Here is a 25,058-nt window from a genome sequence, read left to right on the forward strand (position 1 = left end):
CCCATGATCAACCACGACGTCCGCGTCTACCGTTCCGAGGAGAACCTGGACCGCAAGGACCAGCTGGCCTGGAAGATGGCCGAGGTCGCCACCGACCCGGTCGGCATCGACCCCGAGGTCGAGGAGATGGTCATCAACCGGATCATCGACAACGCCTCCGTGGCGATCGCCTCGCTGAACCGCGGTCCGATCGTCGCGGCCCGGGCCCAGGCCCTGACCCACGCACCGTCCACCGGGGGCACCGGTGCCTCCGTCTTCGGCATCACCGAGAAGGTCTCGCCCGAGTGGGCGGCCTGGGCGAACGGCGTGGCCGTGCGCGAACTGGACTACCACGACACCTTCCTGGCCGCCGAGTACTCCCACCCCGGTGACAACATCCCCGCCATCCTCGCCGTGGCCCAGCACCGCGGGTCCACCGGCGCGGACCTGATCCGGGGCATCGCCACCGGGTACGAACTGCAGGTGGACCTCGTCAAGGCGATCTGCCTGCACAAGCACAAGATCGACCACGTCGCCCACCTCGGTCCCTCCGCCGCCGCCGGCATCGGCACCCTGCTCGGCCTCGACACGGAGACGATCTTCCAGGCCATCGGCCAGGGCCTGCACACCACCACCGCCACCCGGCAGTCCCGCAAGGGCGAGATCTCCACCTGGAAGGCCCACGCCCCGGCCTTCGCCGCCAAGATGGCCGTGGAGGCGGCCGACCGCGCCACGCGCGGCCAGACCTCCCCCGTTCCGATCTACGAGGGCGAGGACGGCGTCATCGCCTGGCTGCTGGACGGCCCGGACGCCCGGTACTCGGTGCCCCTGCCGGCCCCGGGAGAGGCCAAGCGCGCCATCCTGGACACCTACACCAAGGAGCACTCCGCCGAGTACCAGGCCCAGGCCTGGATCGACCTGGCCCGCAAGCTGCACGGTGAGCACCCGGAGGCCACCGACCCGGAGAACGTGGAGTCGGTGCTGATCAGGACCTCCCACCACACCCACTACGTCATCGGCTCCGGGGCCAACGACCCCCAGAAGTACGATCCGCAGGCCTCGCGGGAGACCCTGGACCATTCCATCCCCTACATCTTCACCGTGGCCCTGCAGGACGGCTCCTGGCACCACGTGGACTCCTACGCCCCCGAGCGGGCCGCGCGCCCGGACACCGTCCAGCTGTGGCACAAGGTCACCACCGAGGAGGACCCGGAGTGGACGCGCCGCTACCACTCCCTGGACCTCAACGAGAAGGCCTTCGGCGGCGCGGTGGAGATCACCCTGACCGACGGCACCGTCATCCGCGACGAGATCGCCGTGGCCGACGCCCACCCGCTGGGTGCCCGCCCGTTCGGCCGCGAACAGTACATCGCCAAGTTCCGCACCCTGGCCGAGGGACTGGTGGCCCCCGAGGAGATCGAGCGCTTCCTTGAGGCCGCCCAGCGCACCGCCTCACTGGGCGCCGGGGACCTGGACCAGCTCAACATCACCGCCGCCGAGGGCGTCATCGACCTGGCCGCCGCACCGGAGGGACTGTTCTGATGCTGTACTCGACACTCACCGCCGAGCAGAAGCGGGTCCGGCTCTCGGAACTGCTGCAGCCCGGAGCGGCCGTGCAGTTCCCGGGCGCCTACACCCCGATCTCGGCGAGGCTGGTCGAGGAACAGGGCTTCTCCGGGCTCTACATCTCCGGCGCCGTCCTGGCGAACGAGCTCGCGCTGCCGGACATCGGGCTGACCACCCTGACCGAGGTGGCCCAGCGCGCCGGGCAGATCGCCCGGATCACGGACCTGCCGGCGATCGTGGACGCGGACACCGGGTTCGGCGAACCGATGAACGTGGCCCGGACCATCCAGGAACTCGAGAACGCCGGACTGGCCGGCTGCCACCTCGAGGACCAGGTCAACCCGAAGCGCTGCGGCCACCTGGACAACAAGGCCGTCGTGGACCTGGCCACCGCCACCCAGCGGGTGGCCGCGGCCGCGAGCGCCCGCCGCGACCCGAACTTCCTCATCATGGCCCGCACGGACGTCCGCGGGGTCGAGGGGGCCGGCGGCCTGCGCGCGGCCGTGGACCGGGCCAAGGCCCTGGTGGACGCCGGGGCGGACGCCATCTTCCCGGAGGCCATGAAGGACCTGTCCGAGTTCGAGGCCGTCTGCTCCGCCGTGGACGTGCCCGTACTGGCCAACATGACCGAGTTCGGCAAGTCCGAGCTGTTCACCCGTGAGCAGCTCGCCGGCGTGGGCGTGGCCCTGGTGATCTACCCGGTCACCCTCCTGCGCACCGCACTGGGTGCCATGGAACGGGTCCTGTCCACCATCCGCACGGAGGGTACCCAGCAGGGCGGGGTCGGTGAGATGCTGACCAGGGCGCGGCTGTACGAGCTCGTGGACTACGAGGGCTACAACGGCTTCGACTCGGGTGTGTTCAACTTCCAGGTGCCCGGGCTGGACACCGCCTCCTCCCCCGGCCGCACCGACGCCGGCTGACCCGTCACGCGAAAGGACTCGAGATGATGACTGAGACCGAGATCGAGATCAAGAAGGGCCTGGCCGGGGTGGTGGCCGACTACACCGCCATCTCCAAGGTCAACCCGGACACCAACTCCCTGCTCTACCGGGGTTACCCGGTCCAGGAGCTCGCCGCCGCCCTGCCGTTCGAGGCCGTGGCCTACCTGCTGTGGAACGGGGAGCTGCCCACCGACCGGCAGCTGGCCGACTTCACCGCCCACGAGCGGGCCCACCGCGCCCTGGACGAGCACGTCAAGGCGGCCCTGGACGCCCTGCCGGTCGACTGCCACCCGATGGACTCCGTGCGTACCGCGGTCTCCATCCTGGGCGCCCAGCACCCGAAGGCGGAGGACTCCTCCCCGGAGGCCGAGCTGGAGAAGGCGACGACCCTGTTCGCCCAGCTGCCCGCCGTCGTCGCCTACGAGCAGCGCCGGCGCCACGCCGGCGGGCCGGCAGAGCCGGTGCCCGCGCGCGAGGACCTGGACTACTCGCAGAACTTCCTGTGGATGACCTTCGGCGAGGAGGCGGCCCCGGAGGTCGTCGACGCGTTCCGGATCTCCATGGTGCTGTACGCCGAGCACTCCTTCAACGCCTCGACGTTCACCGCGCGGGTCATCACCTCCACCCTGTCCGACCTGCACTCCGCGGTCACCGGCGCGATCGGCGCCCTCAAGGGCCCGCTGCACGGCGGTGCCAATGAGGCCGTGATGCACACCTTCGACGAGATCGGGATCCGTCCCGAGGAGTCCCAGGAGGAGGCCAAGGCCCGGGCCAAGGCCTGGATGGAGGATGCCCTGGCGAGCAAGAAGAAGGTCATGGGCTTCGGGCACCGCGTGTACAAGCACGGCGACTCCCGCGTGCCGACCATGAAGAAGGCCCTCGACGCGATGATCGAGCACTTCGGCCGGCACGAGATCCTCGGCCTGTACAACGGCCTGGAGCAGGCCATGGACGAGGCCAAGGCCATCAAGCCCAACCTCGACTACCCGGCCGGGCCCACCTACCACCTGATGGGCTTCGACACCGAGCTGTTCACCCCGCTGTTCATCGCCGCGCGCGTCACCGGCTGGACCGCGCACATCATGGAACAGCGTGCCTCCAACTCGCTGATCCGCCCGTTGTCCGCCTACAACGGACCCGACGAGCGGCACCTGCCCGGCGCCTGAACCGCAGCGGCGTATCGTCCGGGGCTCCCGGACACGACGACGGCCGGTCGCCTTCCCGCGGGGAGGCGACCGGCCGTCTCCGGCTCGCGTCCAGGACCCCGGACGGACGAGGACGCGTCCGTGTCAGGGGGCGGTGACCTGCAGGGACGTTGCCACGTCGCGCAGCTCGGAGTACTCCTCGGTCTCCAGCACCGCGCGCAGGGCGTCCTTGCCCTCCCGGCCGGTGATCGCCTCGGCATCCGACTGCGCGATGCGGCCCTGCAGGAAGCTGGCCGTCCCCTGCCCCGTGCCCGGGGCCGCGGGCAGCACGAAGGTCCAGCCGCTCCAGTAGTCATCGCCCGGCGCCTCCGGGTCCACGTCCTGGGGCACGCCCACCACCTGGACCGCCAGCCGGTACTCCTCCCCGTCGAAGAACCCCTCGTCGCCCCGCAGCCCGTTGTCCCTCAGGATGGCCGCGCGGTACCAGGTGTCCTCCTCCCCGTACTCCGGGTCCGCCGGGAGGCCCCGCAGCCGCTCGGCGTCCACGACCTCGACGACGTCGGGCTTGGCGCCGTCACCGTCCGTGGGCCCCACGCCGGTGTTCGCGGAGAAGACGGCCGTCCCCTCCGGGTTCTGGAAGACCCACCGCTCGTTCTTCACGCCGTACGCCTCGGTGGTGTCCGGGCCGGCCAGCTCCTCACTGATGGTCCAGTCGGCCGGCAGCGTCCACCGGAAGTGACCCCCCTCCGTGCTGTGGGTCTGCGTGGACCCGTCCCCGTCCTCGGCGCCCTCGCCGTCACCGGGCGCCCCGCTGGCCGTCGGGGTGGGACTGGCAGCGACGGACCCCGTGACGTCACCGGACTCCGTGGCTCCTGCGGCCTCGGTGGACTGGACCGCCGCGGACTCCGACGGGCCGGTGGCCTCCGAGGAGTTCCCCCCACCGGGCACGGCGGCACAGGAGGCCAGGGCCAGGACGGCGGCGAGGCCGAGGGCGACGGGCGTCCGGCGCCAGCGCCGGGACGCCGCCGGCTCTCCGGGGACACCCCTGTCGTCGTCCTGGTCGCCGCCCCGCTCCGTGCCGTACCCCATCATGGACTCCCTCCCGCCGGGGCGCCCCGGCGGCGCCGACGACTGTCTCACTGCGGCCGTCGGTCGAGCGGACGGCCTCCGTCCATCTGAGCATCCCCGTGCGGCGCTGTCACGCGGTACTGCCGGGCTGACCGGTGACGTTGCGGGATCGTGATGGAGCCCTAGGCCCGGGCGCGGGGGTGCGCGGCGGCATAGACCTCCCGCAGGGTGTCCGCCGTGACGAGGGTGTAGACCTGCGTCGTGGTCACCGAGGCGTGGCCGAGCAGTTCCTGCACCACGCGGACGTCCGCCCCGCCCTCGAGCAGGTGGGTGGCGAAGGAGTGGCGCAGGGTGTGCGGGGAGACCTCGGTCCCGATGCCCGCGCGCTCGGCCGCCTTCTTCAGGATCGTCCAGGCGGACTGCCGGGACAGCCGGCCGCCCCGCTGGTTCAGGAACAGGGCCGGTCCCCCGGTGCCCGGCTGGGAGGCCAGCGCCGGGCGGCCGCGCACCAGCCAGGCCTCGATCGCCGCGGCGGCGTAGGAGCCCAGCGGCACGATCCGCTCCTTGGAGCCCTTGCCGAACAGCCGCACGACGGCGGGTCCGGACTCCTCGTCCCCCTCGCCCCGGTCGCCGGACGGGTCCGCACCGGCGTCCGGACCGGCACCGGTCGGGCCGCGGACCGCGCCGACGACGTCGTCCACGTCCAGCCCGACCGCCTCGGAGATCCGGGCGCCGGTGGCGTAGAGGAACTCGAGCAGCGCGCGGTCCCGCAGTCCTGCGGGCGTGTCCGTGGGCACCGCCTCGAGCAGGGCCGTCACCTGGTCCACGCGGATGGCCTTCGGCAGTTCCCGGGCCGGTCGTGGTGGGGTGACCTCCCGGGCGGGGTCCGTCTCCGTGAGGTGTTCGAGCGTCCAGAATCGGTGCATGCCTCGCACCGCCACGATGGTGCGCGCCGCGGACCGCGGGGCCAGGGGGTGGCCGCCGTCGGCACCGGTGCCCAGGGCCTGGAGGAATCCGGTGACGTGCCGCCGGGTGACGTCCTGGGGCTCCACCACGCCTTCGGCCACGAGCCAGCGCAGGTACCGCGTGACGTCCCGCCGATACGCGCCCAGCGTGTTCGCGGACATCCCCCGCTCCACGGCCAGGTGGTCCAGGTAGGCCTCCGCCGGCCGGACCAGGGACCGCGGGAGCTCCTCGTCGGTCACTGGCCGGGGACGGAGGCTGAGGTCGTGGTGACCTGCCACGGCGCGTCTGCCGGGCGCAGCCCGGAGAACCCCTGCGCGGCGTGCACCCGCAGGGCCAGCAGGCCGATCGCGGTCGAGGGGTTGCGCAGCCGGCCGGAGAGCACGGCCTCCACGGCCTCGTCCACGGGCACCCAGGCCAGCGGCATGCCGGCCTCCTCCCCCGTCCGCTCGTGTCGCTGGTCCTCCGGGACCTCGCTCAGTCCCCGGGCCAGGAACACCCGGATCCCCTCGGAGGAGGACCCCGGCGTGGTGTAGAAGTCCACGAGCACGTCCCAGCGGCCGGCCCGCAGGTCGGCCTCCTCGGCCAGCTCCCGCTGGGCGGCGGCGAGCATCGGCTCGCCGGCCACGTCCAGCAGGCCGGCGGGGACCTCCCAGAGCTCCTGGCCGACGGGATGCCGGTACTGCCGGATCATCCGCACCCGGTCCCGGTCGTCGAGGGCGACGATCGCCACCGCGCCCGGGTGGCGGATGAACTCCCGCACCAGAGGTTCCTCGCCCTCATGCATGCGGAACGACTCCCGGGCGACGTCCCAGACCTTGCCCGCGAACGCCCTCTCGGTCTCCTCCGCGGTGCGGGCCGCGGGCAGGTCGGCCAGCGGGCCGCCGTCGTGGGGGATGTACGCCATGCGGATCAGCCCGTCCTCCCGGCCCGCTGGTGCTCCAGGCCCGCGGCCACCAACCCCTGGAACAGCGGGTGCGGGTCCGTGGGGCGGGACTTGAACTCGGGGTGGGCCTGGGTGGACACGTAGAACGGGTGGGCCTGTCGCGGCAGCTCCACGAACTCCACGAGGGTGCCGTCCGGGGAGGTGCCCGAGACGACCAGTCCGGCTTCCTCGAGCTGTTCGCGGTAGGCGTTGTTGACCTCGTAGCGATGGCGGTGCCGCTCGCTCACCTCCGTGGTGCCGTAGGCCGCGGCGACCACCGAGCCCTCTCTCAGGGCCGCAGGGTAGGACCCCAGGCGCATGGTGCCACCGAGGTCCCCGCCGCCGGAGACGATGTGTTCCTGCTCGGCCATGGTGGCGATGACGGGGAACGCGGTGTCCGGCTCGAACTCGGTGGAGGAGGCGCCCTCCATCCCGAGGACGTTGCGGGCGTACTCCATGACCATCGTCTGCAGGCCCAGGCACAGCCCGAGGGCGGGGACGCCCCGTTCGCGGGCGTGGCGCAGGGCACCGATCTTGCCGTCGAGGCCACGCACGCCGAAGCCACCCGGCACGCAGATCGCGTCGACTCCGGCCAGGGCGCGTTCGGCACCGGCCTCGGTGGAGCACTCGTCCGAGGCGACCCAGCGGATCGTGACCCGGGCGTCGTTGCCGAAACCGCCGGCCCGAAGGGCCTCCGTGACGGACAGGTAGGAGTCCGGCAGGTCGATGTACTTGCCCACCAGCGCCACCTCGACCTCGTGGGCCGGGTGGTGGACCACCTCGATGAGCCGGTCCCAGGTGGACCAGTCCACGTCCTTGAACTTCAGGTCCAGCGCCTGGACCACGTATGCGTCCAGCCCCTGGGCGTGGATGATCTTGGGGATGTCGTAGATCGAGGGGGCGTCGGCGCAGTTGATCACGGCGTCGTTGTCCACGTCGCACATCCGGCCGATCTTGTCCCGCACGTCCTGGGGGACCTCACGGTCCGAGCGGATGACGATGGCGTCCGGCTGGATGCCGATGGAGCGCAGGGTGGCCACCGAGTGCTGCGTCGGCTTGGTCTTCAGTTCCTGGGACGGGCCGATGTAGGGCACCAGGGAGACGTGCACGAAGAACACGTTGTCCCGCCCGATGTCCTGGCGGACCTGCCGGGCGGCCTCGAGGAACGGCTGGGACTCGATGTCCCCGACCGTGCCCCCGATCTCCGTGATGATCACGTCCGGTGCGGTCCGGCCGGCGGTGCGGTGGTCCTTGCGGTCCTCACTGCCGCCCCACGTGGCGGGCAGGCGCATGCGGCGCTTGATCTCGTCCGTGATGTGCGGGATGACCTGGACGGTGTCACCGAGGTAGTCGCCGCGGCGCTCCTTCTCGATGACCGTGGAGTACACCTGGCCGGTGGTCACGTTGTTCAGCCCGTCGAGGTCCTCGTCCAGGAACCGCTCGTAGTGGCCGATGTCCAGGTCCGTCTCGGCACCGTCCTCCGTGACGAAGACCTCGCCGTGCTGGAAGGGGTTCATGGTGCCGGGATCCACGTTCAGGTAGGGATCCAGCTTCTGCATGGTCACGGACAGTCCGCGCGCCTTGAGCAGGTGGCCCAGGGAGGACGCCGTCAGTCCCTTCCCGAGCGATGAGGCGACCCCGCCGGTCACGAAGATCTGGCGGGTCGCGTTGGGCGTTTTCAGGAATCGAGAGGTTCTTTGCACCACGGAGTTCGATCGTAGCACCACACCGGTTCCCCGCCGCCGGCCCGGGGCCGGTGCCCTGCGGGACCGCCGCGGGGGCTCAGGCGTGCGAGGCCTCGAGCAGTTCCCGGGCGTGGTCCCGTGCGGACCCGGATCCCGCCCGTCCGGCGAGCATCCGCGCCAGTTCCTCCACCCGGTCCTCGCCCTCCAGGGTCTGGACGTCGGAGGTGGTGAAGCCGGCGTCGCTGTCCGAGTCCTTGGTCACCTTCAGGTGGCGGTCGGCGAAGGCCGCCACCTGGGGCAGGTGGGTGACCACGATGACCTGGACGTGCTGGGCCAGCCGGGCCAGCCGCCGGCCGATCTGCACGGCGGCCTCTCCGCCGACGCCCGCGTCCACCTCGTCGAACACGAACGTGGGCACCGGGTCCGTGGCGGCCAGGACCACCTCCAGCGCCAGCATCACGCGCGAGAGCTCACCGCCGGAGGCGCCCTTGCCCAGGGGACGCGGGGCGGAACCGGCGTGGGGCTGCAGCAGCAGCGCGACGTCGTCGGCACCGTGGGGGCCCGGTTCACCGCCACCGGTGACCGAGGCATGGAACGTGGCGTCCGGCATGGACAGCGCGTGCAGCTCCTTGGTGACCTGTCCGGAGAGGTCCTGCGCTGCCGCGGTGCGCAACCGGGTGAGCTCTGCCGCCCCGGCCAGGACGGCCGCCTCGAGCCGTTCGCACTGCTCGGTGAGCTCCACGATGCGGCCCGAGTCGCCCTGCAGCTCGTCGAGCCGGGCGCGGTGGGACCGCGCCCAGTCGAGCACGTCGGCCAGTTCCGGGCCGTACAGCCGCATCAGCCGGGTCAGTTCCGCCAGCCGGGACTGCGCCGCGTCGAGGTCGGACGCGGCGTCGTCGTCCAGGCGGGCCGCGTACCCGGCCAGGTCGGCCGAGACGTCCGCCAGTACGATGCCCACCTCGGCCAGCCGTGCGGCCAGCCCGGTCAGCTCGGTGTCCTGGCCGGGTGCCTGCAGCAGGGCCTGGCGCGCCGCCTCCACGAGGGCCTCCGCGGCCGGGACGTCCACCGCCTCCGCCACGTCGGCACCGGCCAGGTGGGCGTGGGCGCCCAGGGACGCCGCCCGCAGCTCCTCGACGTTCTCCAGCCGCTGGATCCGGGCGCGCACCTCCTCGTCCTCGCCCGGCGTCACGTCGGCCTCGTCGATCTCCTCGAGCGCACGCTGCAGGTTCTCGGCCTCGCGGGCGCGGTCCTGCTCGTGCAGCGTGATCTCGGCCAGCTCGGCGCGGGCGGCACGCCAGGTGTCGAAGTCCCGCCGGTAGGCCGCCAGCGCGGTGGCCAGCTCCTCCCCGGCGAAGGCGTCCAGCGCGTGGCGCTGGGCCGTCGCGGACTTCAGCCGCAACTGGTCCGTCTGTCCGTGCACCGCCACGAGGTGTCCGCCGATCTCCCCGAGGAGCGCCACCGGCACGCCGCGCCCGCCCGCCGAGGCGCGGGACCGCGAGGACCCCCCGGCCGCGCCCACCGATCGGGTGACCACCAACGAGCGGTTCCCCGGCCCGCGGCCCGGGGCGTCGCCGTCGTGACCCTCGTCGTCGACCTCGTCCAGGACCGCCCCGGCCTCCTCGGCGAGCCCGACGGCGGCGTTCCCGGCTGCCAGCCGGAACCCCGCCTCGACCGTGGCGTGGGAGGCGCCGTGGCGCACGGCCCCGGCGTCGGCGCGCGCCCCGAGCAACAGGTTCAGGGCGGTCACGACCATGGTCTTGCCGGCTCCCGTCTCACCGGTGACCACGGTGAACCCGGGGTCCAGGTCCACGGTGGCGTCGCCGATGACACCCAGGGAGTCGATGGACAGGTACTCGATCATGGCCGGCGGCCTCCGGGCTTTCGGTCCTCACGGGCCTCTGCCGGGGTGGTGCTGGATCGGGCCAGGGGCAGCTTCTCGTCCTCGCGCACGACCACCGGGATGGCGGCCGTGGCCGGTGGGACCACTCCGGGACGCGGTGCCAGGTGGTGCGGCTCGACCACGGAGACGCCGGGCGAGCCGGGTACCTTGGCGTCGGTGTGCCGGGCGGCGTAGCGCGCCTCGCGGGCCGCCACCTCCTCCCGGTCCTGTTCGGTGACCGGCCCGCGCCAGCCCTTGGTGGGCAGGTTGAACTTGCGCACGAGGCGCTCGGAGAACGGGGTGCGGGACAACCGGGCGATCCGGACGGGGTGTTCCGAGCGGGTGACCTCGATCCGGGCCCCCAGCGGCAGGTCGACGGTCCGCCGGCCGTCGCACCACAGGACGCCGGGTTCATTCGTGCGCGGGAGCACCTCCACGGTCAGGACCGAGTCCGGGGAGACCACGAGCGGACGGGCGAACAGGGCGTGGGCGCTGATCGGGACCATGAGCATGGCGCGCACCTCGGGCCAGACGACCGGGCCGCCCGCGGAGAAGGCGTACGCGGTGGAGCCGGTGGGGGTGGCCATCACGATACCGTCGCAGCCATAGGTGGAGATGGGGCGGCCGTCCACCGCGGTGATGACCTCGAGCATGCGTTCGCGGTTGGACTTCTCCACGCTCGCCTCGTTCAGAGCCCAGGTCCGGGCGACCAGGACGTCGTTCTCGAAGACGCGGACGTCGATCGTCATCCGTTCCTCGACGGTGTAGTCCTCGTCCACGACCGCCTCGACCGTGCGGGTGAGGTCGGTGCGCTCGGACTCGGCCAGGAACCCCACATGCCCCAGGTTGACGGCCAGCAGGGGAACACCGGCCTCACGGACCAGTTCGGCGGCGCGCAGGACGGACCCGTCACCGCCGAGGACCACGCCGAGATGGATGTCGGTCAGGTCGCAGTCCACCCCCAGCGTCTCGGGGCGGGTCGCCAACGGCGGCACCACGTCCGAGTGGATGGCCTCGCGGATGGCGATGGCATCGCCCTCGAGCAGGACCGGGACCAGCCCGGACTCCTGGAGGCTCGCACACGTGCGGAGGGCGGCGCGGATGGCGTCCTCACGGCCGGTGTGGGCGAGGACGAGGATTCGGCGAGCCATGGGCACAAGGATACCCACGCTCCGTGGCCGGCCGGACGCGAGACGTCCGCGGTGTGGATGGACCGGGCGGGCCCTGCATCCGGCCCGGTCAGTCCCAGTCCACGACCTGCCGGGACCACCAGTCCCCACCGGGCGCGGGATCCGGTGCGCCGTCCGTGCCGTCCGGGGTGCCGGGGGCACCCCGGCGCAGCCACAGGAAGAACTCGGCATTGCCGTCCTGCCCGGGCAGCGGCGACCGGGCGAGTCCCCGTGGCTCCAGCCCGGCCTCGAGGGCGGCGTCGACCACCCCGGCGACGGCCCGGCGACGGGCCCGGGGGTCCACCACGACGCCGGTGCGCGGCAAGGCCTCCCGGCCCACCTCGAACTGGGGCTTGACCATCAGGACCAGGTCGGCACCGGGCCGGCACGCCGCGGCCAGCGGCGCCATGACCAGGCGCAGCGAGATGAAGGAGAGGTCGGAGACCACCAGGTCCACGGTCCCGCCGATCCGCTCCGGGGTCAGGTCCCGGATGTTGAGGCCCTCGTGGACCTCGACACGCGGATCGAGGCGCAGCTCGTCCACGAGCTGTCCGTGGCCCACGTCGACCGCGACCACCCTGGTGGCGCCCGCGCGCAGCAGGACGTCGGTGAATCCCCCGGTGGAGGCCCCGGCGTCCAGGCAGCGCAGACCGGCGGGGACGACGCCGGCGAACACCTCCAGCGCCCCGGCCAGCTTGTGCCCCGCCCGGGAGGCGTAGCGCGGACCCCGTGCGGACAGCGCCAGCACGTCGTCCGGGCCGCACTTCTGCGACGGCTTGGTGGCCGGGGCGCCGTTCACGGTCACCTCCCCGGCGCTCACCATCCCCGCGGCCTCACTGCGGGACCGGGCGAGCCCGCGACGGGTCAGGGCGACGTCCAGCCGTTCAGCACCGGCCGTCGCAGCTCCCGAGCGGCTCACGGCGTCCCCGGCAACCGAGGCTGTTCCTCGAGGAGGCGGGACAGGGCATCCAGTGCCGTCCGGTAGGCCTCGACCTCGTCCCCCGGGCTCAGTGCGTCGGCCCCGTCCAGGCCGGACACGATGGCGTCGGCCGCGGGATCACCGGTGGGCTCGGGCCACCCCGCGCTCACCGGTCCGTCCCCGTAGCCGCGGACCACCGTTCCGGGGGCGCCTGCAGCAGGGCGGGCAGGCCGTCCAGGACCCACGTCGGCTGGTGGTCGCAGGGCGCTGCCCGCGTCGTGTCGTGGTCATCGACGCCCGTGAGCACCAGCGCGGTGTCGAATCCCGCACGGTTCCCGCCGAGGATGTCCGTGTCGAGACGGTCACCGACGACGAGCGGACGACGACCGCCCAGTCGCTCGGCGGCCAGCCGGAACAACACCGGCTCCGGCTTGCCCGCAGCGACCGGGACGGTACCGGTCGCGCGGGCCACCGCCTCGACCAGGGCGCCGTTGCCGGGGGCGATCCCCTCGGCGCGGGGAATCGTCAGGTCGGTGTTGGTCGCCACCCAGCGGGCACCGGACCGGATCGCGAAGGCCGCCTGGGCCAGGTCCTTCCAGCCGACCGAGGGGTCGAACCCCTGGATCACCGCCTCGGGGTCCTCGGCGGCCGATTCGGCGACCTCGTGACCTGCCCCGGACACGAGGTCGCGCAGGTGGTCGGAGCCGACGACCAGGACCCGGGTGGTCCGGCCCTCGAGCTCCTCGCCCAGCAGGGCCACACCGGCGGCGGCGGAACCGAGCACCTGCTCACCCGCCACCGACAGTCCGAACGAGTTGAGGTGCTCGGCCACGGACTCGGGCGAACGCGAGGCGTTGTTGGTCACGTAGGCGACCGGGACATCCAGTGCGTCGAGCTCCCGGAGGGTCTCCACGGCGCCGTCGATAGCGTGCTCACCCGCGTAGACGACGCCATCCAGGTCGCACAGCAGGACGTCGTGCCCGTCGAAGAAGCGTGCAGCCACGGATCAGTCGCCCTGCGGGTCCCGGTCGGGGCGGGACGCAGAGTCCGGACGCTGTCCCGGATGATCGTCCGGCGCGTCCTCCCACGGCGCGGCACCCTCGGACGCGTCCTCGCGGGAATCCACGACGACGAGTCCCTCCTCCGCCAGGTCGTCAGCGACGGCGCGGTCCCTCCCGGGATGGTCATCATCGGGCTGGCCGTCCTCGGAGCCCGCGGCGGCCGGAGCGGGCGTGGCCGCATCGCCCTCCGTCTCCTCTCCGGTGCTCCCGGGTGGGACCAGGTCACGGGCCCGGGGACGACGCTCCGGTCGCACGTCCTCCTCCACCCCGAAGTCCACGATCTCCGGGTCCGAGAACTCTCCGATCCCGAGGGCCCGCTCCGCGACCCGCGCCTGGTGGCGCCAGTCCTTCGCCTCACCGCCTCGCCCGGCCTCCTCGAGGGCATCGGCATAGGCCCGGAACAGTCGGGGACTGAAGGAGAACCCGCGGTTCCGGTCGAGCTCGGGGACCTGCAACACCTTCAGTGCGGAATCGACGTCCCCGAGGTCGCGGTGGACGCCGGACAGCACCATGACGAGTTCCACGCGGACGGCGCGGTCGAGGGTTCCCAGGTCCACCTCGCCGGCCAGCTCCAGTGCCTTGGAATGACGACCGAGGGCACGTTCGCTGTCCACCATCTCGGGGAGGTGGGTGTGGTCACCGGTGATGCGGCGATAGGTCCGGAACTCGCGCAACGCCTCGGCATACTGCCCCGCGGCGTAGGCCGTCAGCCCGACGGCCTCGCGGACGCAGCCGAGTCGGCCGCCTCGGCGGCTGGCCGCCAGGGCGTGCTCGAACGACAACTGGGGATCGATCTCGAGCAGCCGGCCGGCCATGACCAGGTGCTTGGCCACCCAGGGACGATTGCGCTCGTCCAGCGAGTCGAGTTCCCGGCTGGTCGCGCGATCCAGCTCCCTGCCGGTGACGTCCTCGTCGATCTCCGGGGACTTGGCACGGTCGGGGCGGTTGGCACTGCGCAGGTCGCTGGGGTTGTGATCGGGCGCGCTGTCGCCCCGGTCGCGGAACCCGCGACGGTCCGGGCCGGCACCCCGGCCGCGATCCGCTCCGGGGCGCCCACCGCGCTGATCCTCCCGGAAGCGGTCGTATCCGTCCCGGTGATCACGACGGGGACGATCTCCCCGCTCGCCACGGTCGTCCCGCTGGTACCCACCCTCACGGCGAGGGCGATCACTCCGGTCACCCCGATCGTCTCGGCGGTAGCCACCGCCTGGATTGTCCCGGCGCGGACGAGGGCCCCGCTCACCGCGGTCATCCCGGCGGTAACCGCCCTCACGGTCGTCCCGACGCGGTCGTTCCCCACGCGCGCCCCGGTCGTCCCGCTGGTACCCACCCTCACGGCGCGGGCGATCCCCGCGGTCACCTCGGTCGTCCCGGCGGTAGCCACCCTCACGGTTGTCCCGGCCCGGGCGATCCCCGCGGTCACTCCGCTCGTCCCGGCGGTATCCGCTGTCCCGGGTGTCCCGGCGAGGACGATCCCCGCGCTCACCGCGGTCGTCCCGCTGGTACCCGCTCTCCCGCCGAGGCCGTTCCTGACGGCCCTCACGGTCGTCCCGACGGTACCCGCTGCCGCTGCGGTCACCGGAGCGCGGCGCCCCGGAGCGGGGCCGGTCCTCACGACGCGGACCGTCCTCCCGGCGGTGACCCCCGCCGTCAGACCGACGGGGTCGCCCCTCGCCGGGATCACGACGAGCGGATGACGAGCCTCCGCGCTCGGAACCGTATCGACCGGAGTCCCGGCCCGTTCCGGCACGCCCGGACTGGCCGCGGGAGTCATAGGAACGGCGATCGTCCCGGGGGCCGCCGCGGGACCCCCGCCCGGTCTGTCCACCGGTCTGCTTCCGGTCGCGGCCGGCTGAACCGGGGCGTTCCTCGTTCTCGGACATCCAGGATCCTCTTTCCTTCAGGTGCGACCGCAACCCGGAATGGGGCCGGGCTGCCGATCGGCCACACCAGAGTAGCCGACATGGTTAAAGCAAGGAGGCCCCGCACATACAGTGCGGGGCCTCCCTTGAATGGTTGTCCGGCGGCGTCCTACTCTCCCACATCCTCCCGGATGCAGTACCATCGGCGCTGTGGGCCTTAGCTTCCGGGTTCGGAATGGGACCGGGCGTTTCCCCCACGCTATGACCGCCGTAACCCTGTTACCGCCCTGTCCGGGCCTCCCGTGGGGGCCGCTGTGTCGGGGGTGGTCTTTTAGGGGTACAACTTGTGGTTGCACTGTTCAGTTGTGTGTGTGGTGCGGTGTTCCGCCCCGCGGGCCCCGGGTGCCGGTGAGGGCTCGGGGGTGCGGGGTGGGTTGTTGTTCCGCAACCGCATAGTGGACGCTGCGCACCTGGCCAACCCCGTCCCCTGGTGCCTGAAGCGGCGGGGGGTGGGGTGGTGTTGTGTGTGTAAGTTGTCGGCCTATTAGTACCGGTCGGCTTCACAAGTCGTTAGTCCTTGCTTCCACGTCCGGCCTATCAACCCAGTGGTCTGCTGGGGGCCTCCCAGGGACAAGCCCTGTGGAAATCTCATCTCGAAGCTGGCTTCCCGCTTAGATGCTTTCAGCGGTTATCCGTCCCGAACGTAGCTAATCAGCGGTGCACCTGGCGGTACAACTGACATACCAGAGGTTCGTCCGTCCCGGTCCTCTCGTACTAAGGACAGACCTTCTCAAATTTCCTGCGCGCGCAGAGGATAGGGACCGAACTGTCTCACGACGTTCTGAACCCAGCTCGCGTACCGCTTTAATGGGCGAACAGCCCAACCCTTGGGACCTACTCCAGCCCCAGGATGCGACGAGCCGACATCGAGGTGCCAAACCATGCCGTCGATATGGACTCTTGGGCAAGATCAGCCTGTTATCCCCGAGGTACCTTTTATCCGTTGAGCGACGGCCCTTCCACGAGGTGCCGCCGGATCACTAGTCCCGACTTTCGTCCCTGCTCGAGCTGTCGCTCTCACAGTCAAGCCCCCTTGTGCACTTGCACTCGACACCTGATTGCCAACCAGGCTGAGGGGACCTTTGGGCGCCTCCGTTACATTTTGGGAGGCAACCGCCCCAGTTAAACTACCCATCAGGCACTGTCCCTGACCCGGATCACGGGCCGAAGTTAGATGTCCAGAGTGACCAGAGTGGTATTTCAACGATGACTCCACACGAACTGGCGTCCATGCTTCAACGTCTCCCACCTATCCTACACAAGCCACACCGAACACCAATACCAAACTATAGTAAAGGTCTCGGGGTCTTTCCGTCCTTCTGCGCGTAACGAGCATCTTTACTCGTAGTGCAATTTCGCCGAGTTCATGGTTGAGACAGCGGGGAAGTCGTTACTCCATTCGTGCAGGTCGGAACTTACCCGACAAGGAATTTCGCTACCTTAGGATGGTTATAGTTACCACCGCCGTTTACTGGGGCTTAAATTCTCCGCTTCGCCTTGCGGCTAACAGGTCCTCTTAACCTTCCAGCACCGGGCAGGAGTCAGTCCGTATACCTCGTCTTGCGACTTCGCACGGACCTGTGTTTTTGATAAACAGTCGCTTCCCCCTGGTCTCTGCGGCCCCGATCCGCTCCACCCAGCAAGTGGGTGTCACGGTTGGGGCCCCCCTTCTCCCGAAGTTACGGGGGCATTTTGCCGAGTTCCTTAACCATGATTCTCTCGATCGCCTTAGTATTCTCTACCTGACCACCTGTGTCGGTTTGGGGTACGGGCGGCTAGAACCTCGCGCCGATGCTTTTCTTGGCAGCATAGGATCACCGGATCCCCCACGTGGTGGGGGCCTATCGGGTCTCAGGCTCACGTCCGGCGGATTTGCCAACCGGACACCCTACACCCTTGGACCAGGTCAATTCCATTGCCCGGCCCGGCTACCTTCCTGCGTCACACCTGTTAATGCGCTTGCCTTACCGGTTCAGGTCCCGCGCTCCCCTGCCACGTCCCCCGAAGGGGATCCAGGCAGGCTCGGGCGGTTAGTATCACCGGCTCAGCATGGGCGGTTCTTCGCCGGTACGGGAATATCAACCCGTTGTCCATCGACTACGCCTGTCGGCCTCGCCTTAGGTCCCGACTTACCCAGGGCAGATTAGCTTGACCCTGGAACCCTTGGTCATCCGGCGGACGGGTTTCTCACCCGTCTTTCGCTACTCATGCCTGCATTCTCACTCGTGCACAATCCACCGACGCTTCCGCCCCGGCTTCACCTCGTGCACGACGCTCCCCTACCCATCCAGCAAACGCTGAATGCCACGGTTTCGGCGGTGTGCTTGAGCCCCGCTACATTGTCGGCGCGGAATCACTTGACCAGTGAGCTATTACGCACTCTTTCAAGGGTGGCTGCTTCTAAGCCAACCTCCTGGTTGTCACAGCAACTCCACATCCTTTCCCACTTAGCACACGCTTAGGGGCCTTAACCGGTGGTCTGGGCTGTTTCCCTCTCGACCATGAAGCTTATCCCCCACGGTCTCACTGCCACGCTCTCACTTCCCGGCATTCGGAGTTTGGCTGACGTCAGTAACCTTGTAGGGCCCATCAGCCATCCAGTAGCTCTACCTCCGGGAAGAAACACGTGACGCTGCACCTAAATGCATTTCGGGGAGAACCAGCTATCACGGAGTTTGATTGGCCTTTCACCCCTACCCACAGCTCATCCCCTCCATTTTCAACTGAAGTGGGTTCGGTCCTCCACGCGTTCTTACACGCGCTTCAACCTGGCCATGGGTAGATCACTCCGCTTCGGGTCCAGGACACGCGACTATGTTCGCCCTATTCAGACTCGCTTTCGCTACGGCTTCCCCACACGGGTTAACCTCGCCACGTACCACTGACTCGCAGGCTCATTCTTCAAAAGGCACGCCGTCACCCCGAAAGGCTCCGACGGATTGTAGGCACATGGTTTCAGGTACTATTTCACTCCCCTCCCGGGGTGCTTTTCACCATTCCCTCACGGTACTTATCCGCTATCGGTCAACAGGTAGTATTCAGGCTTGCCAGGTGGTCCTGGCGGATTCACACGGGATTTCTCGGGCCCCGTGCTACTCGGGCACACTCACTAAGCGGCGGAACGCATTCCAGCTACGGGACTCTCACCCTCTACGGTCAGGCATCCAAACCTGTTCGCCTATACGCCCGCACCTCACCACGGTGGTTCGGCAGAACCACCACGCAAGGGCCCACAACCCCGAACACGCAACCCCTGCCGGGTATCACACGTGCACGGTTTAGCCCCATCCGCGTTCGCTCGCCACTACTGACGGAATCACATGTTGTTTTCTCTTCCTGCAGGTACTGAGATGTTTCACTTCCCTGCGTTCCCCCCGACCGGCCTATGTGTTCAACCGGCGGTCACACGCTCATCGGCGTGCGGGGTTTCCCCATTCGGAAATCCTGGGCTCAACGTCCGGTTATCGACTCCCCCAGGCTTATCGCAGATTCCCACGTCCTTCATCGGCTCCTGTTGCCAAGGCATCCACCATGCGCCCTGAAAAACTTAGCCACACAACGGCCAAGCCCTCAATGAGCAAAAACCCACACCAACACACCCGCCCCCACCAGGAGGACAGGACGATCAGTGCGGGCATCAAAGATGACTACATTCTCGGCGCCACCACACCACACCAGGGGGCGTGATGATGGCGGCAATAAAAATAAGATGCTCGCGTCCACTATGCAGTTCCCAAACAACAACCCGCACCGCGCACTCCACACCCCACCACAACGGCAGGACGCTTCAACGCGGCCGGAACCAGGACCCGGGACCCCCACCACGGAGGAACCCGACCCGGAACAACCACCCCCGAGCCCACCGGCGGATCACTCCACCGACAGACCGGGAACGGCCGGTCCTGTTGTCCCAGGACCCAACAGTGTGCCAACACCCCCACGCCCATCCGGACCCGGTGACGCTCCCCTTCCCCTCGCCGGCGCGACACCACGGCCCACGGCCGCGGCGCCCATTCCAGACGCGGTACTACGAGAACCCACCGGCCGGTACGACCACGGGGCACGATTCGTTGATGTTCCACCCTTGAGCAACCCGCCGGTCCACACGCGGGACCGACACGGGCAACCAATGGACCACCCCGGTACCCGGACCAGAAGTCCAGGCGGTGATGGCCATGTGCTCCTTAGAAAGGAGGTGATCCAGCCGCACCTTCCGGTACGGCTACCTTGTTACGACTTAGTCCCAATCGCCAGTCCCACCTTCGACGGCTCCCCCCACAAGGGTTGGGCCACCGGCTTCGGGTGTTACCGACTTTCGTGACTTGACGGGCGGTGTGTACAAGGCCCGGGAACGTATTCACCGCAGCGTTGCTGATCTGCGATTACTAGCGACTCCGACTTCATGGGGTCGAGTTGCAGACCCCAATCCGAACTGAGACCGGCTTTTTGGGATTAGCTCCACCTCACAGTATCGCAACCCATTGTACCGGCCATTGTAGCATGCGTGAAGCCCAAGACATAAGGGGCATGATGATTTGACGTCGTCCCCACCTTCCTCCGAGTTGACCCCGGCAGTCTCCCATGAGTCCCCGGCATAACCCGCTGGCAACATGGAACGAGGGTTGCGCTCGTTGCGGGACTTAACCCAACATCTCACGACACGAGCTGACGACAACCATGCACCACCTGTGAACCCGCCCCAAAGGGGAAACCACATCTCTGTGGCGGTCGAGAACATGTCAAGCCTTGGTAAGGTTCTTCGCGTTGCATCGAATTAATCCGCATGCTCCGCCGCTTGTGCGGGCCCCCGTCAATTCCTTTGAGTTTTAGCCTTGCGGCCGTACTCCCCAGGCGGGGCACTTAATGCGTTAGCTGCGGCGCGGAAACCGTGGAATGGCCCCCACACCTAGTGCCCAACGTTTACGGCATGGACTACCAGGGTATCTAATCCTGTTCGCTCCCCATGCTTTCGCTCCTCAGCGTCAGTAACAGCCCAGAGACCTGCCTTCGCCATCGGTGTTCCTCCTGATATCTGCGCATTTCACCGCTACACCAGGAATTCCAGTCTCCCCTACTGCACTCCAGTCTGCCCGTACCCACCGCAGATCCGGGGTTAAGCCCCGGACTTTCACGGCAGACGCGACAAACCGCCTACGAGCTCTTTACGCCCAATAATTCCGGATAACGCTCGCGCCCTACGTATTACCGCGGCTGCTGGCACGTAGTTAGCCGGCGCTTCTTCTGCAGGTACCGTCACTTTCGCTTCTTCCCTACTGAAAGAGGTTTACAACCCGAAGGCCGTCATCCCTCACGCGGCGTCGCTGCATCAGGCTTGCGCCCATTGTGCAATATTCCCCACTGCTGCCTCCCGTAGGAGTCTGGGCCGTGTCTCAGTCCCAGTGTGGCCGGTCACCCTCTCAGGCCGGCTACCCGTCGTCGCCTTGGTGGGCCATTACCCCACCAACAAGCTGATAGGCCGCGAGTCCATCCAAGACCGATAAATCTTTCCACCCCCCACCATGCGGTGAGAGGTCGCATCCGGTATTAGACCCGGTTTCCCAGGCTTATCCCAGAGTCAAGGGAAGGTTACTCACGTGTTACTCACCCGTTCGCCACTCATCCACCCCAGCAAGCTGGGGCTTCAGCGTTCGACTTGCATGTGTTAAGCACGCCGCCAGCGTTCATCCTGAGCCAGGATCAAACTCTCCGTAAAAAAATACAAAAGACACGACGACCCACCCGGCGGAAAACCCGGCCGGCCATCGCTCAATCCATGGCAAAAAACCATCCACCACACGGGGGTGCGGCAGACAGCCATTCAACCAATCAAATAATTGGCATCAACAAACTTGGCACACTATTGAGTTCTCAAACAACAGGCACATCACAAGTACTCACCAAGAAACCAGGAAAACCCGGAACATCTTCGCTTTTCTCATCTGCGGTCTATTACTTTAGACTGCGGTTTCCATTCCGTCAAACCGGCGTTTCCGCCATGTTCACCCGGTGCTCACCGCGGTCCCCCCAGACTTCCTCCGGGCCACCGATGTTACACCCTCAGGGCGCACCGGTCTAGGCCTTCATTCAGTCTGGGTTTGGCCGCCGATTTCCCGCTTTCGCGGCTGGCGACTTGAAGAACTATACACACGCTTCGGCGCCGGTGCAAAATCGGCGCCCGGGGCGGTCTGCACCCCTGGAATCCCTGGATTTCCGGGCTTTTCGCGTCCACCGGCTGACATCCGTCCGCAACTGTGAGGCACGTCTCTCGCGGGTGTCGCGGCCTAGTCGGCGATCCGGTCCCGGGGGGGCCTGGTGGTTGCGGTCCCCCGGGGTCCGCGGTTGGTGACCGCCTCGGAGAACAGGTCCCAGGAACGCAATTCCCGGAGCAGCGTGCGCTTCTTGGACACGTGCTCCTGCATCCGTCCGAGGACGCCGGACAGGAAGGCGATCGTGTCCACCACGAAGGGGCCCTTGTTCAGCATCACGGCCTCGGCGCGCTCGGCCATCGCCGCATCGGTGACCTCGGCACGACTCGGCAGCCCGGTCCGGGCGAGCGAGTCCAGGACCTGGGTCGCCCAGATCACCGGCACGTGGGCGGACTCGCACAGCCACAGGATCTCCTCCTGCACCTCGGCCATCCGTTCGAAGCCGGCCTCCACGGCCAGGTCCCCGCGCGCGATCATCACGCCGATGTCCGGCCAGCGCATGGCCTCGAGCAGGATCTGCGGAAGGTTCTCGAAGGCCTCCACGGTCTCGATCTTCAGCACCACGTCCAGGTCCTCGCGCTCGAGGCCGGTGAGTCGCTCCATCAGGTCCGCCACGTCTGCCGGGGTCCGGACGAAGGACAGGTTGACGATGTCCGCGTGCTCCGCCACGAACGGCAGCGCGGCGAGGTCCTCCTCGGTCAGCGCCGGGATGTCCAGGTGCGTGTCCGGCAGGTTGATGCCCTTCTCCGCCTTGAGCCTGCTCCCCGACACCCCGGCCGACTCCACGCGCACCTCGATCTCCTCGGGACTGACCTCGGTGATCACGCCACTGATCCTCCCGTCGTCGACGTGGATGCGCTGGCCCGGTTCGGCGTCGTCGAAGACCTGGGCCAGCGAGCAACCGATCCGATGAGGACCACCGGGCACCGGCTGGGCCGGTTCCAGGGACCGGGTCAGGACGAGCCGTTCGCCGGGACGGATGAACAGCCGCTGCTCCTTCGGCGGCAGCGCTCCGACCTCGGTGAGCGTGCCGTCGGCCGCGTAGAGCACGACCCCGGGCATGAAGTAGGCGGTCTGCGCCATCTCGCAGGTGAGCCGGCCCGGCTCGCGGGCGGCCACCGTCATGGTCCGGGCCGAGCCGCGGGCGTCCGTGAAGCGGAGGGTCTCCCCCACGGCGCGACCGTCCACCCACCGAGGGTCCCGGACGGGGACGCGCTGGGCCGGGTCCACATTGTCCCCGCCGGTGCCGTCACCACCGATGCCGTCTCCGCCGCCGGATGCTCCGTGTGCGCCCGGTTCCTGTCCGGGAGCGACCAGGACCACGGTGGCCGGCTCGACGACCTGCCCGGTGGCCGAACGCTCCGGCCTGATCTTGAGCACCTCGGGACCGGGCGCGATGGGCCCGGTGCGCAGCTTGGGGCCGGCCAGGTCCATGGCCACGAGGCAGCGGTCCGGTGCCGGTTCTCCCCCGCGGCTGAAACACGCCCCGTGGAGAGGACGCGCGGGGCCGCCGGCACCGTCCACGGGCGGGAGCCCCTGGGCGGATCTCAGGTGCCGGATCATGGCCCGCCACTGCTCCGGACCGTCATGGGCGCAGTTGATACGAGCCATGTCCATGCCGGCGCGGAGCATCTCGGCCACGAGTTCCGGATCCGTGGCGGCCTGGGACGGGAAGGTCACCATGATCCTGGAGACGCGTTCCTCGGGGCTGGGGCCGAGCAGGCTGGTCGCGTTCTGCTCCAGCCGGTCCGGTCCGGCATCCATGTCCGGCCATCCGGTGGCACGGCCCGCCCCGGTCCCGACGGCGGCGCCGGGTTCACCCGTGGAGACGGCACGCGCCAGCCGGAGGCCCTCCAGGCTGGCGGCGATGGAGTGCAGCGTGGGCAGTACCCGGGACTCCAGCCGTCCCAGGGAGGACAGGCCGAGGTCGGCGAGACGGCCCTGCAGCGTGCGGATGTCCCGGCCGCGGAGCCAGACGTAGTGCACGAGGTTGGCGGCACTGTCCCGGTGCTCGGGCCGGACCCGGCCGATCCGGTCCACCTGGTCGGCCTCGGCGGCGCGCGCACCGTCGATGAGCTCCTGCACCTGGGCGAGGAGCTCCTCCAGGTCCGCGGCGGTCGGCGCCGCGGGGCCGGCGGACGCGGGGCGGCCGGGTCGCACGGAATCGGTCACGTCGTCCACTCTGCCATCCGTCCGGGACCTTCGGGGCCGTCAGACCCGCCCGGACGGGGATTTCACCGCGTGGACACGGAACCGTCACTCAGGCGGACAGGTCCACCAGCGCCATGTTCTTCTTGCCGCGGCGCACCAGCAGGTAGCGCCCGTGCAGGGCCTGCTCGGTCCCGAAGGCCTGCTCGGCGTCGGTGACCTTGACGTTGTTCACCGAGGCGCCTCCGTCGGCGACCGTGCGGCGGGCCTCGGAGTTGGAACCGGACAGCCCGGTGGCTACCAGCAGCTCGACGATGCCCACCGGGCCACCGGCACCCAGGCCGGGAGCCGCCGTCGGGAGCTCGGCGGTGGCGGCGGCGAGGGTGGCCTCGTCCACGGCGGCCAGGTCGCCCTGGCCGAAGATGGCCGCGGAGGCATCGATGACCTTGCGCGTGGCCTCCTCCCCGTGCACCAGGGAGGTGACCTCCCAGGCCAGGGTCTTCTGGGCCTCCCGGCGGAACGGTTCGTCCCGGACCTTGGCCTCGAGCTCCTCGATCCGGTCCCGGTGCAGGAAGGTGAAGACCTTCAGCCGGCTGATGACGTCCGCGTCCGCCGTGTTCAGCCAGAACTGGTAGAAGGTGTACGGCGAGCACATGCGCCCGTCCAGCCAGATGGCATTGCCCTCGGACTTGCCGAACTTCGTGCCGTCCGCGTTGGTGATCAACGGGGTGCCGAAGGCGTGTGCCGCGGTTCCCTCGACCTTGCGGATCAGGTCCGTCCCGGAGGTCAGGTTGCCCCACTGGTCGGAACCGCCGGTCTGGAGCGTGCAGCCGTAGTCGCGGTACAGGTTCAGGTAGTCCATGCCCTGCAGCACCTGGTAGGAGAACTCCGTGTAGGAGATGCCCTCGTCCGAGTGCAGGCGCTTGGCCACGGTCTCCTTCCGGATCATCGTGCCCACCCGGAAGTGCTTGCCGATGTCCCGCAGGAAGTCCAGGGCGCTGAGCTGCCCCGTCCAGTCCAGGTTGTTGACCATGCGGGCCGCGTTGTCCCCCTCGAAGGACAGGAACCGCTCGATCTGGCCGCGCAGGTAACCCACCCACTCGCCGACGGTCTCGCGGTCGTTGAGCACCCGCTCGGCCGTCTGCCGCGGATCACCGATGAGCCCGGTGGAGCCACCGACCAGCCCGAGCGGCCGGTGACCGGCCAGCTGCAGCCGGCGCAGGACGAGGATCTGGACGAGGTTGCCCAGGTGCAGCGAGGGGGCCGTGGGGTCGAAACCGCAGTAGTACGTGATCGGGTCCCCGGACAGCACCTCCTCGAGCGCGGTCTCATCCGTGGAGACGTGCACGAGTCCGCGCCACTTCAGCTCCTGCCAGATGTTCGGGAACGAGGGATCGTTCGACTGGCCGGCCAGGGCAGGGTTCACGGGCCGGGGCTGCGCCGGGGCGCCCTCCGGCTGGCGGTCCTGCGGTGCGGTGG

Annotated in this window: 15 protein-coding genes and 3 rRNA genes; 3 read left to right on the forward strand and 15 right to left on the reverse strand. The window is 69.1% G+C overall.

What is annotated here, in order from left to right; all coding sequences use genetic code 11:
- Nucleotides 1-3 precede the first annotated feature (3 nt).
- Genes GGQ69_RS07715 through GGQ69_RS07725 form a run of 3 tightly spaced genes read left to right on the forward strand, consistent with a single transcriptional unit; the run spans nt 4 to nt 3,655 of the window.
- Entirely contained in the window at nt 4-1,521 is a 1,518-nt protein-coding gene (locus GGQ69_RS07715; protein ID WP_183526694.1) for an MmgE/PrpD family protein, read from the forward strand.
- On the forward strand, nt 1,521-2,468 hold the full coding sequence (gene prpB / locus GGQ69_RS07720; protein WP_183526697.1) for a methylisocitrate lyase: 948 nt from the start codon (nt 1,521-1,523) through the stop codon (nt 2,466-2,468). The genes GGQ69_RS07715 and prpB overlap by 1 nt, the downstream gene beginning before the upstream one ends.
- 26 nt (nt 2,469-2,494) lie before the next feature.
- Nucleotides 2,495-3,655 carry a bifunctional 2-methylcitrate synthase/citrate synthase gene (locus GGQ69_RS07725; protein WP_183528434.1) on the forward strand — a complete coding sequence of 387 codons (1,161 nt, stop codon included), beginning with the start codon at nt 2,495-2,497 and terminating at the stop codon, nt 3,653-3,655.
- A gap of 123 nt (nt 3,656-3,778) precedes the next feature.
- Here the strand turns inward: GGQ69_RS07725 and GGQ69_RS07730 are convergent, their stop codons facing one another.
- The 15 genes from GGQ69_RS07730 to tyrS form a co-directional block, all read right to left on the reverse strand.
- Entirely contained in the window at nt 3,779-4,726 is a 948-nt protein-coding gene (locus GGQ69_RS07730; protein WP_183526700.1) for a hypothetical protein, read from the reverse strand.
- 158 nt (nt 4,727-4,884) lie between these two features.
- The gene (xerD, locus tag GGQ69_RS07735) at nt 4,885-5,907 is read right to left on the reverse strand and encodes a site-specific tyrosine recombinase XerD (protein WP_183526703.1); all 1,023 of its coding nucleotides are present in this window, start codon (nt 5,905-5,907) and stop codon (nt 4,885-4,887) included.
- Nucleotides 5,904-6,572 carry an NUDIX hydrolase gene (locus GGQ69_RS07740; protein WP_183526705.1) on the reverse strand — a complete coding sequence of 223 codons (669 nt, stop codon included), beginning with the start codon at nt 6,570-6,572 and terminating at the stop codon, nt 5,904-5,906. Before GGQ69_RS07740 ends, xerD begins: the two co-directional genes overlap by 4 nt.
- Before the next feature lie 5 nt (nt 6,573-6,577).
- Nucleotides 6,578-8,314 (reverse strand): CTP synthase, encoded by a 1,737-nt coding sequence (locus GGQ69_RS07745; protein ID WP_183526708.1) that lies wholly within the window; start codon nt 8,312-8,314, stop codon nt 6,578-6,580.
- A gap of 58 nt (nt 8,315-8,372) precedes the next feature.
- Nucleotides 8,373-10,136, reverse strand: coding sequence for a DNA repair protein RecN (recN, locus tag GGQ69_RS07750; protein ID WP_183526712.1), 1,764 nt, complete (start codon nt 10,134-10,136; stop codon nt 8,373-8,375).
- Complete coding sequence (locus tag GGQ69_RS07755) at nt 10,133-11,305, reverse strand: NAD kinase (protein ID WP_183526715.1); 1,173 nt, start codon at nt 11,303-11,305, stop codon at nt 10,133-10,135. Before GGQ69_RS07755 ends, recN begins: the two co-directional genes overlap by 4 nt.
- A gap of 88 nt (nt 11,306-11,393) precedes the next feature.
- On the reverse strand, nt 11,394-12,242 hold the full coding sequence (locus tag GGQ69_RS07760) for a TlyA family RNA methyltransferase (protein ID WP_183526718.1): 849 nt from the start codon (nt 12,240-12,242) through the stop codon (nt 11,394-11,396).
- Nucleotides 12,239-12,412, reverse strand: a complete 174-nt coding sequence (locus GGQ69_RS07765; protein ID WP_183526739.1) for a hypothetical protein — start codon at nt 12,410-12,412, stop codon at nt 12,239-12,241. The genes GGQ69_RS07760 and GGQ69_RS07765 overlap by 4 nt, the downstream gene beginning before the upstream one ends.
- The gene (locus GGQ69_RS07770; RefSeq protein WP_183526753.1) at nt 12,409-13,245 is read right to left on the reverse strand and encodes an HAD-IIA family hydrolase; all 837 of its coding nucleotides are present in this window, start codon (nt 13,243-13,245) and stop codon (nt 12,409-12,411) included. The genes GGQ69_RS07765 and GGQ69_RS07770 overlap by 4 nt, the downstream gene beginning before the upstream one ends.
- Before the next feature lie 3 nt (nt 13,246-13,248).
- Nucleotides 13,249-14,136, reverse strand: a complete 888-nt coding sequence (locus GGQ69_RS07775) for a hypothetical protein (RefSeq protein ID WP_183526755.1) — start codon at nt 14,134-14,136, stop codon at nt 13,249-13,251.
- A 1,185-nt stretch (nt 14,137-15,321) separates the two neighbouring features.
- Nucleotides 15,322-15,438: ribosomal RNA gene (gene rrf / locus GGQ69_RS07780) — 5S ribosomal RNA — on the reverse strand.
- A 251-nt stretch (nt 15,439-15,689) separates the two neighbouring features.
- Nucleotides 15,690-18,778: ribosomal RNA gene (locus GGQ69_RS07785) — 23S ribosomal RNA — on the reverse strand.
- 635 nt (nt 18,779-19,413) lie between these two features.
- Nucleotides 19,414-20,938, reverse strand: a 16S ribosomal RNA gene (locus tag GGQ69_RS07790).
- Together the 16S, 23S and 5S rRNA genes form the textbook arrangement of a ribosomal RNA operon.
- Before the next feature lie 568 nt (nt 20,939-21,506).
- Nucleotides 21,507-23,603 (reverse strand): pyruvate kinase, encoded by a 2,097-nt coding sequence (locus GGQ69_RS07795; RefSeq protein ID WP_370577128.1) that lies wholly within the window; start codon nt 23,601-23,603, stop codon nt 21,507-21,509.
- Between the two features lie 88 nt (nt 23,604-23,691).
- Nucleotides 23,692-25,005: a tyrosine--tRNA ligase gene (gene tyrS, locus GGQ69_RS07800; protein WP_183528438.1), complete on the reverse strand. Its 1,314-nt coding sequence runs from the start codon at nt 25,003-25,005 to the stop codon at nt 23,692-23,694.
- Between the last annotated feature and the right edge of the window lie 53 nt (nt 25,006-25,058).

The organism is Micrococcus sp. TA1 (assembly GCF_014199555.1).
GTDB lineage: Bacteria > Actinomycetota > Actinomycetes > Actinomycetales > Micrococcaceae > Citricoccus.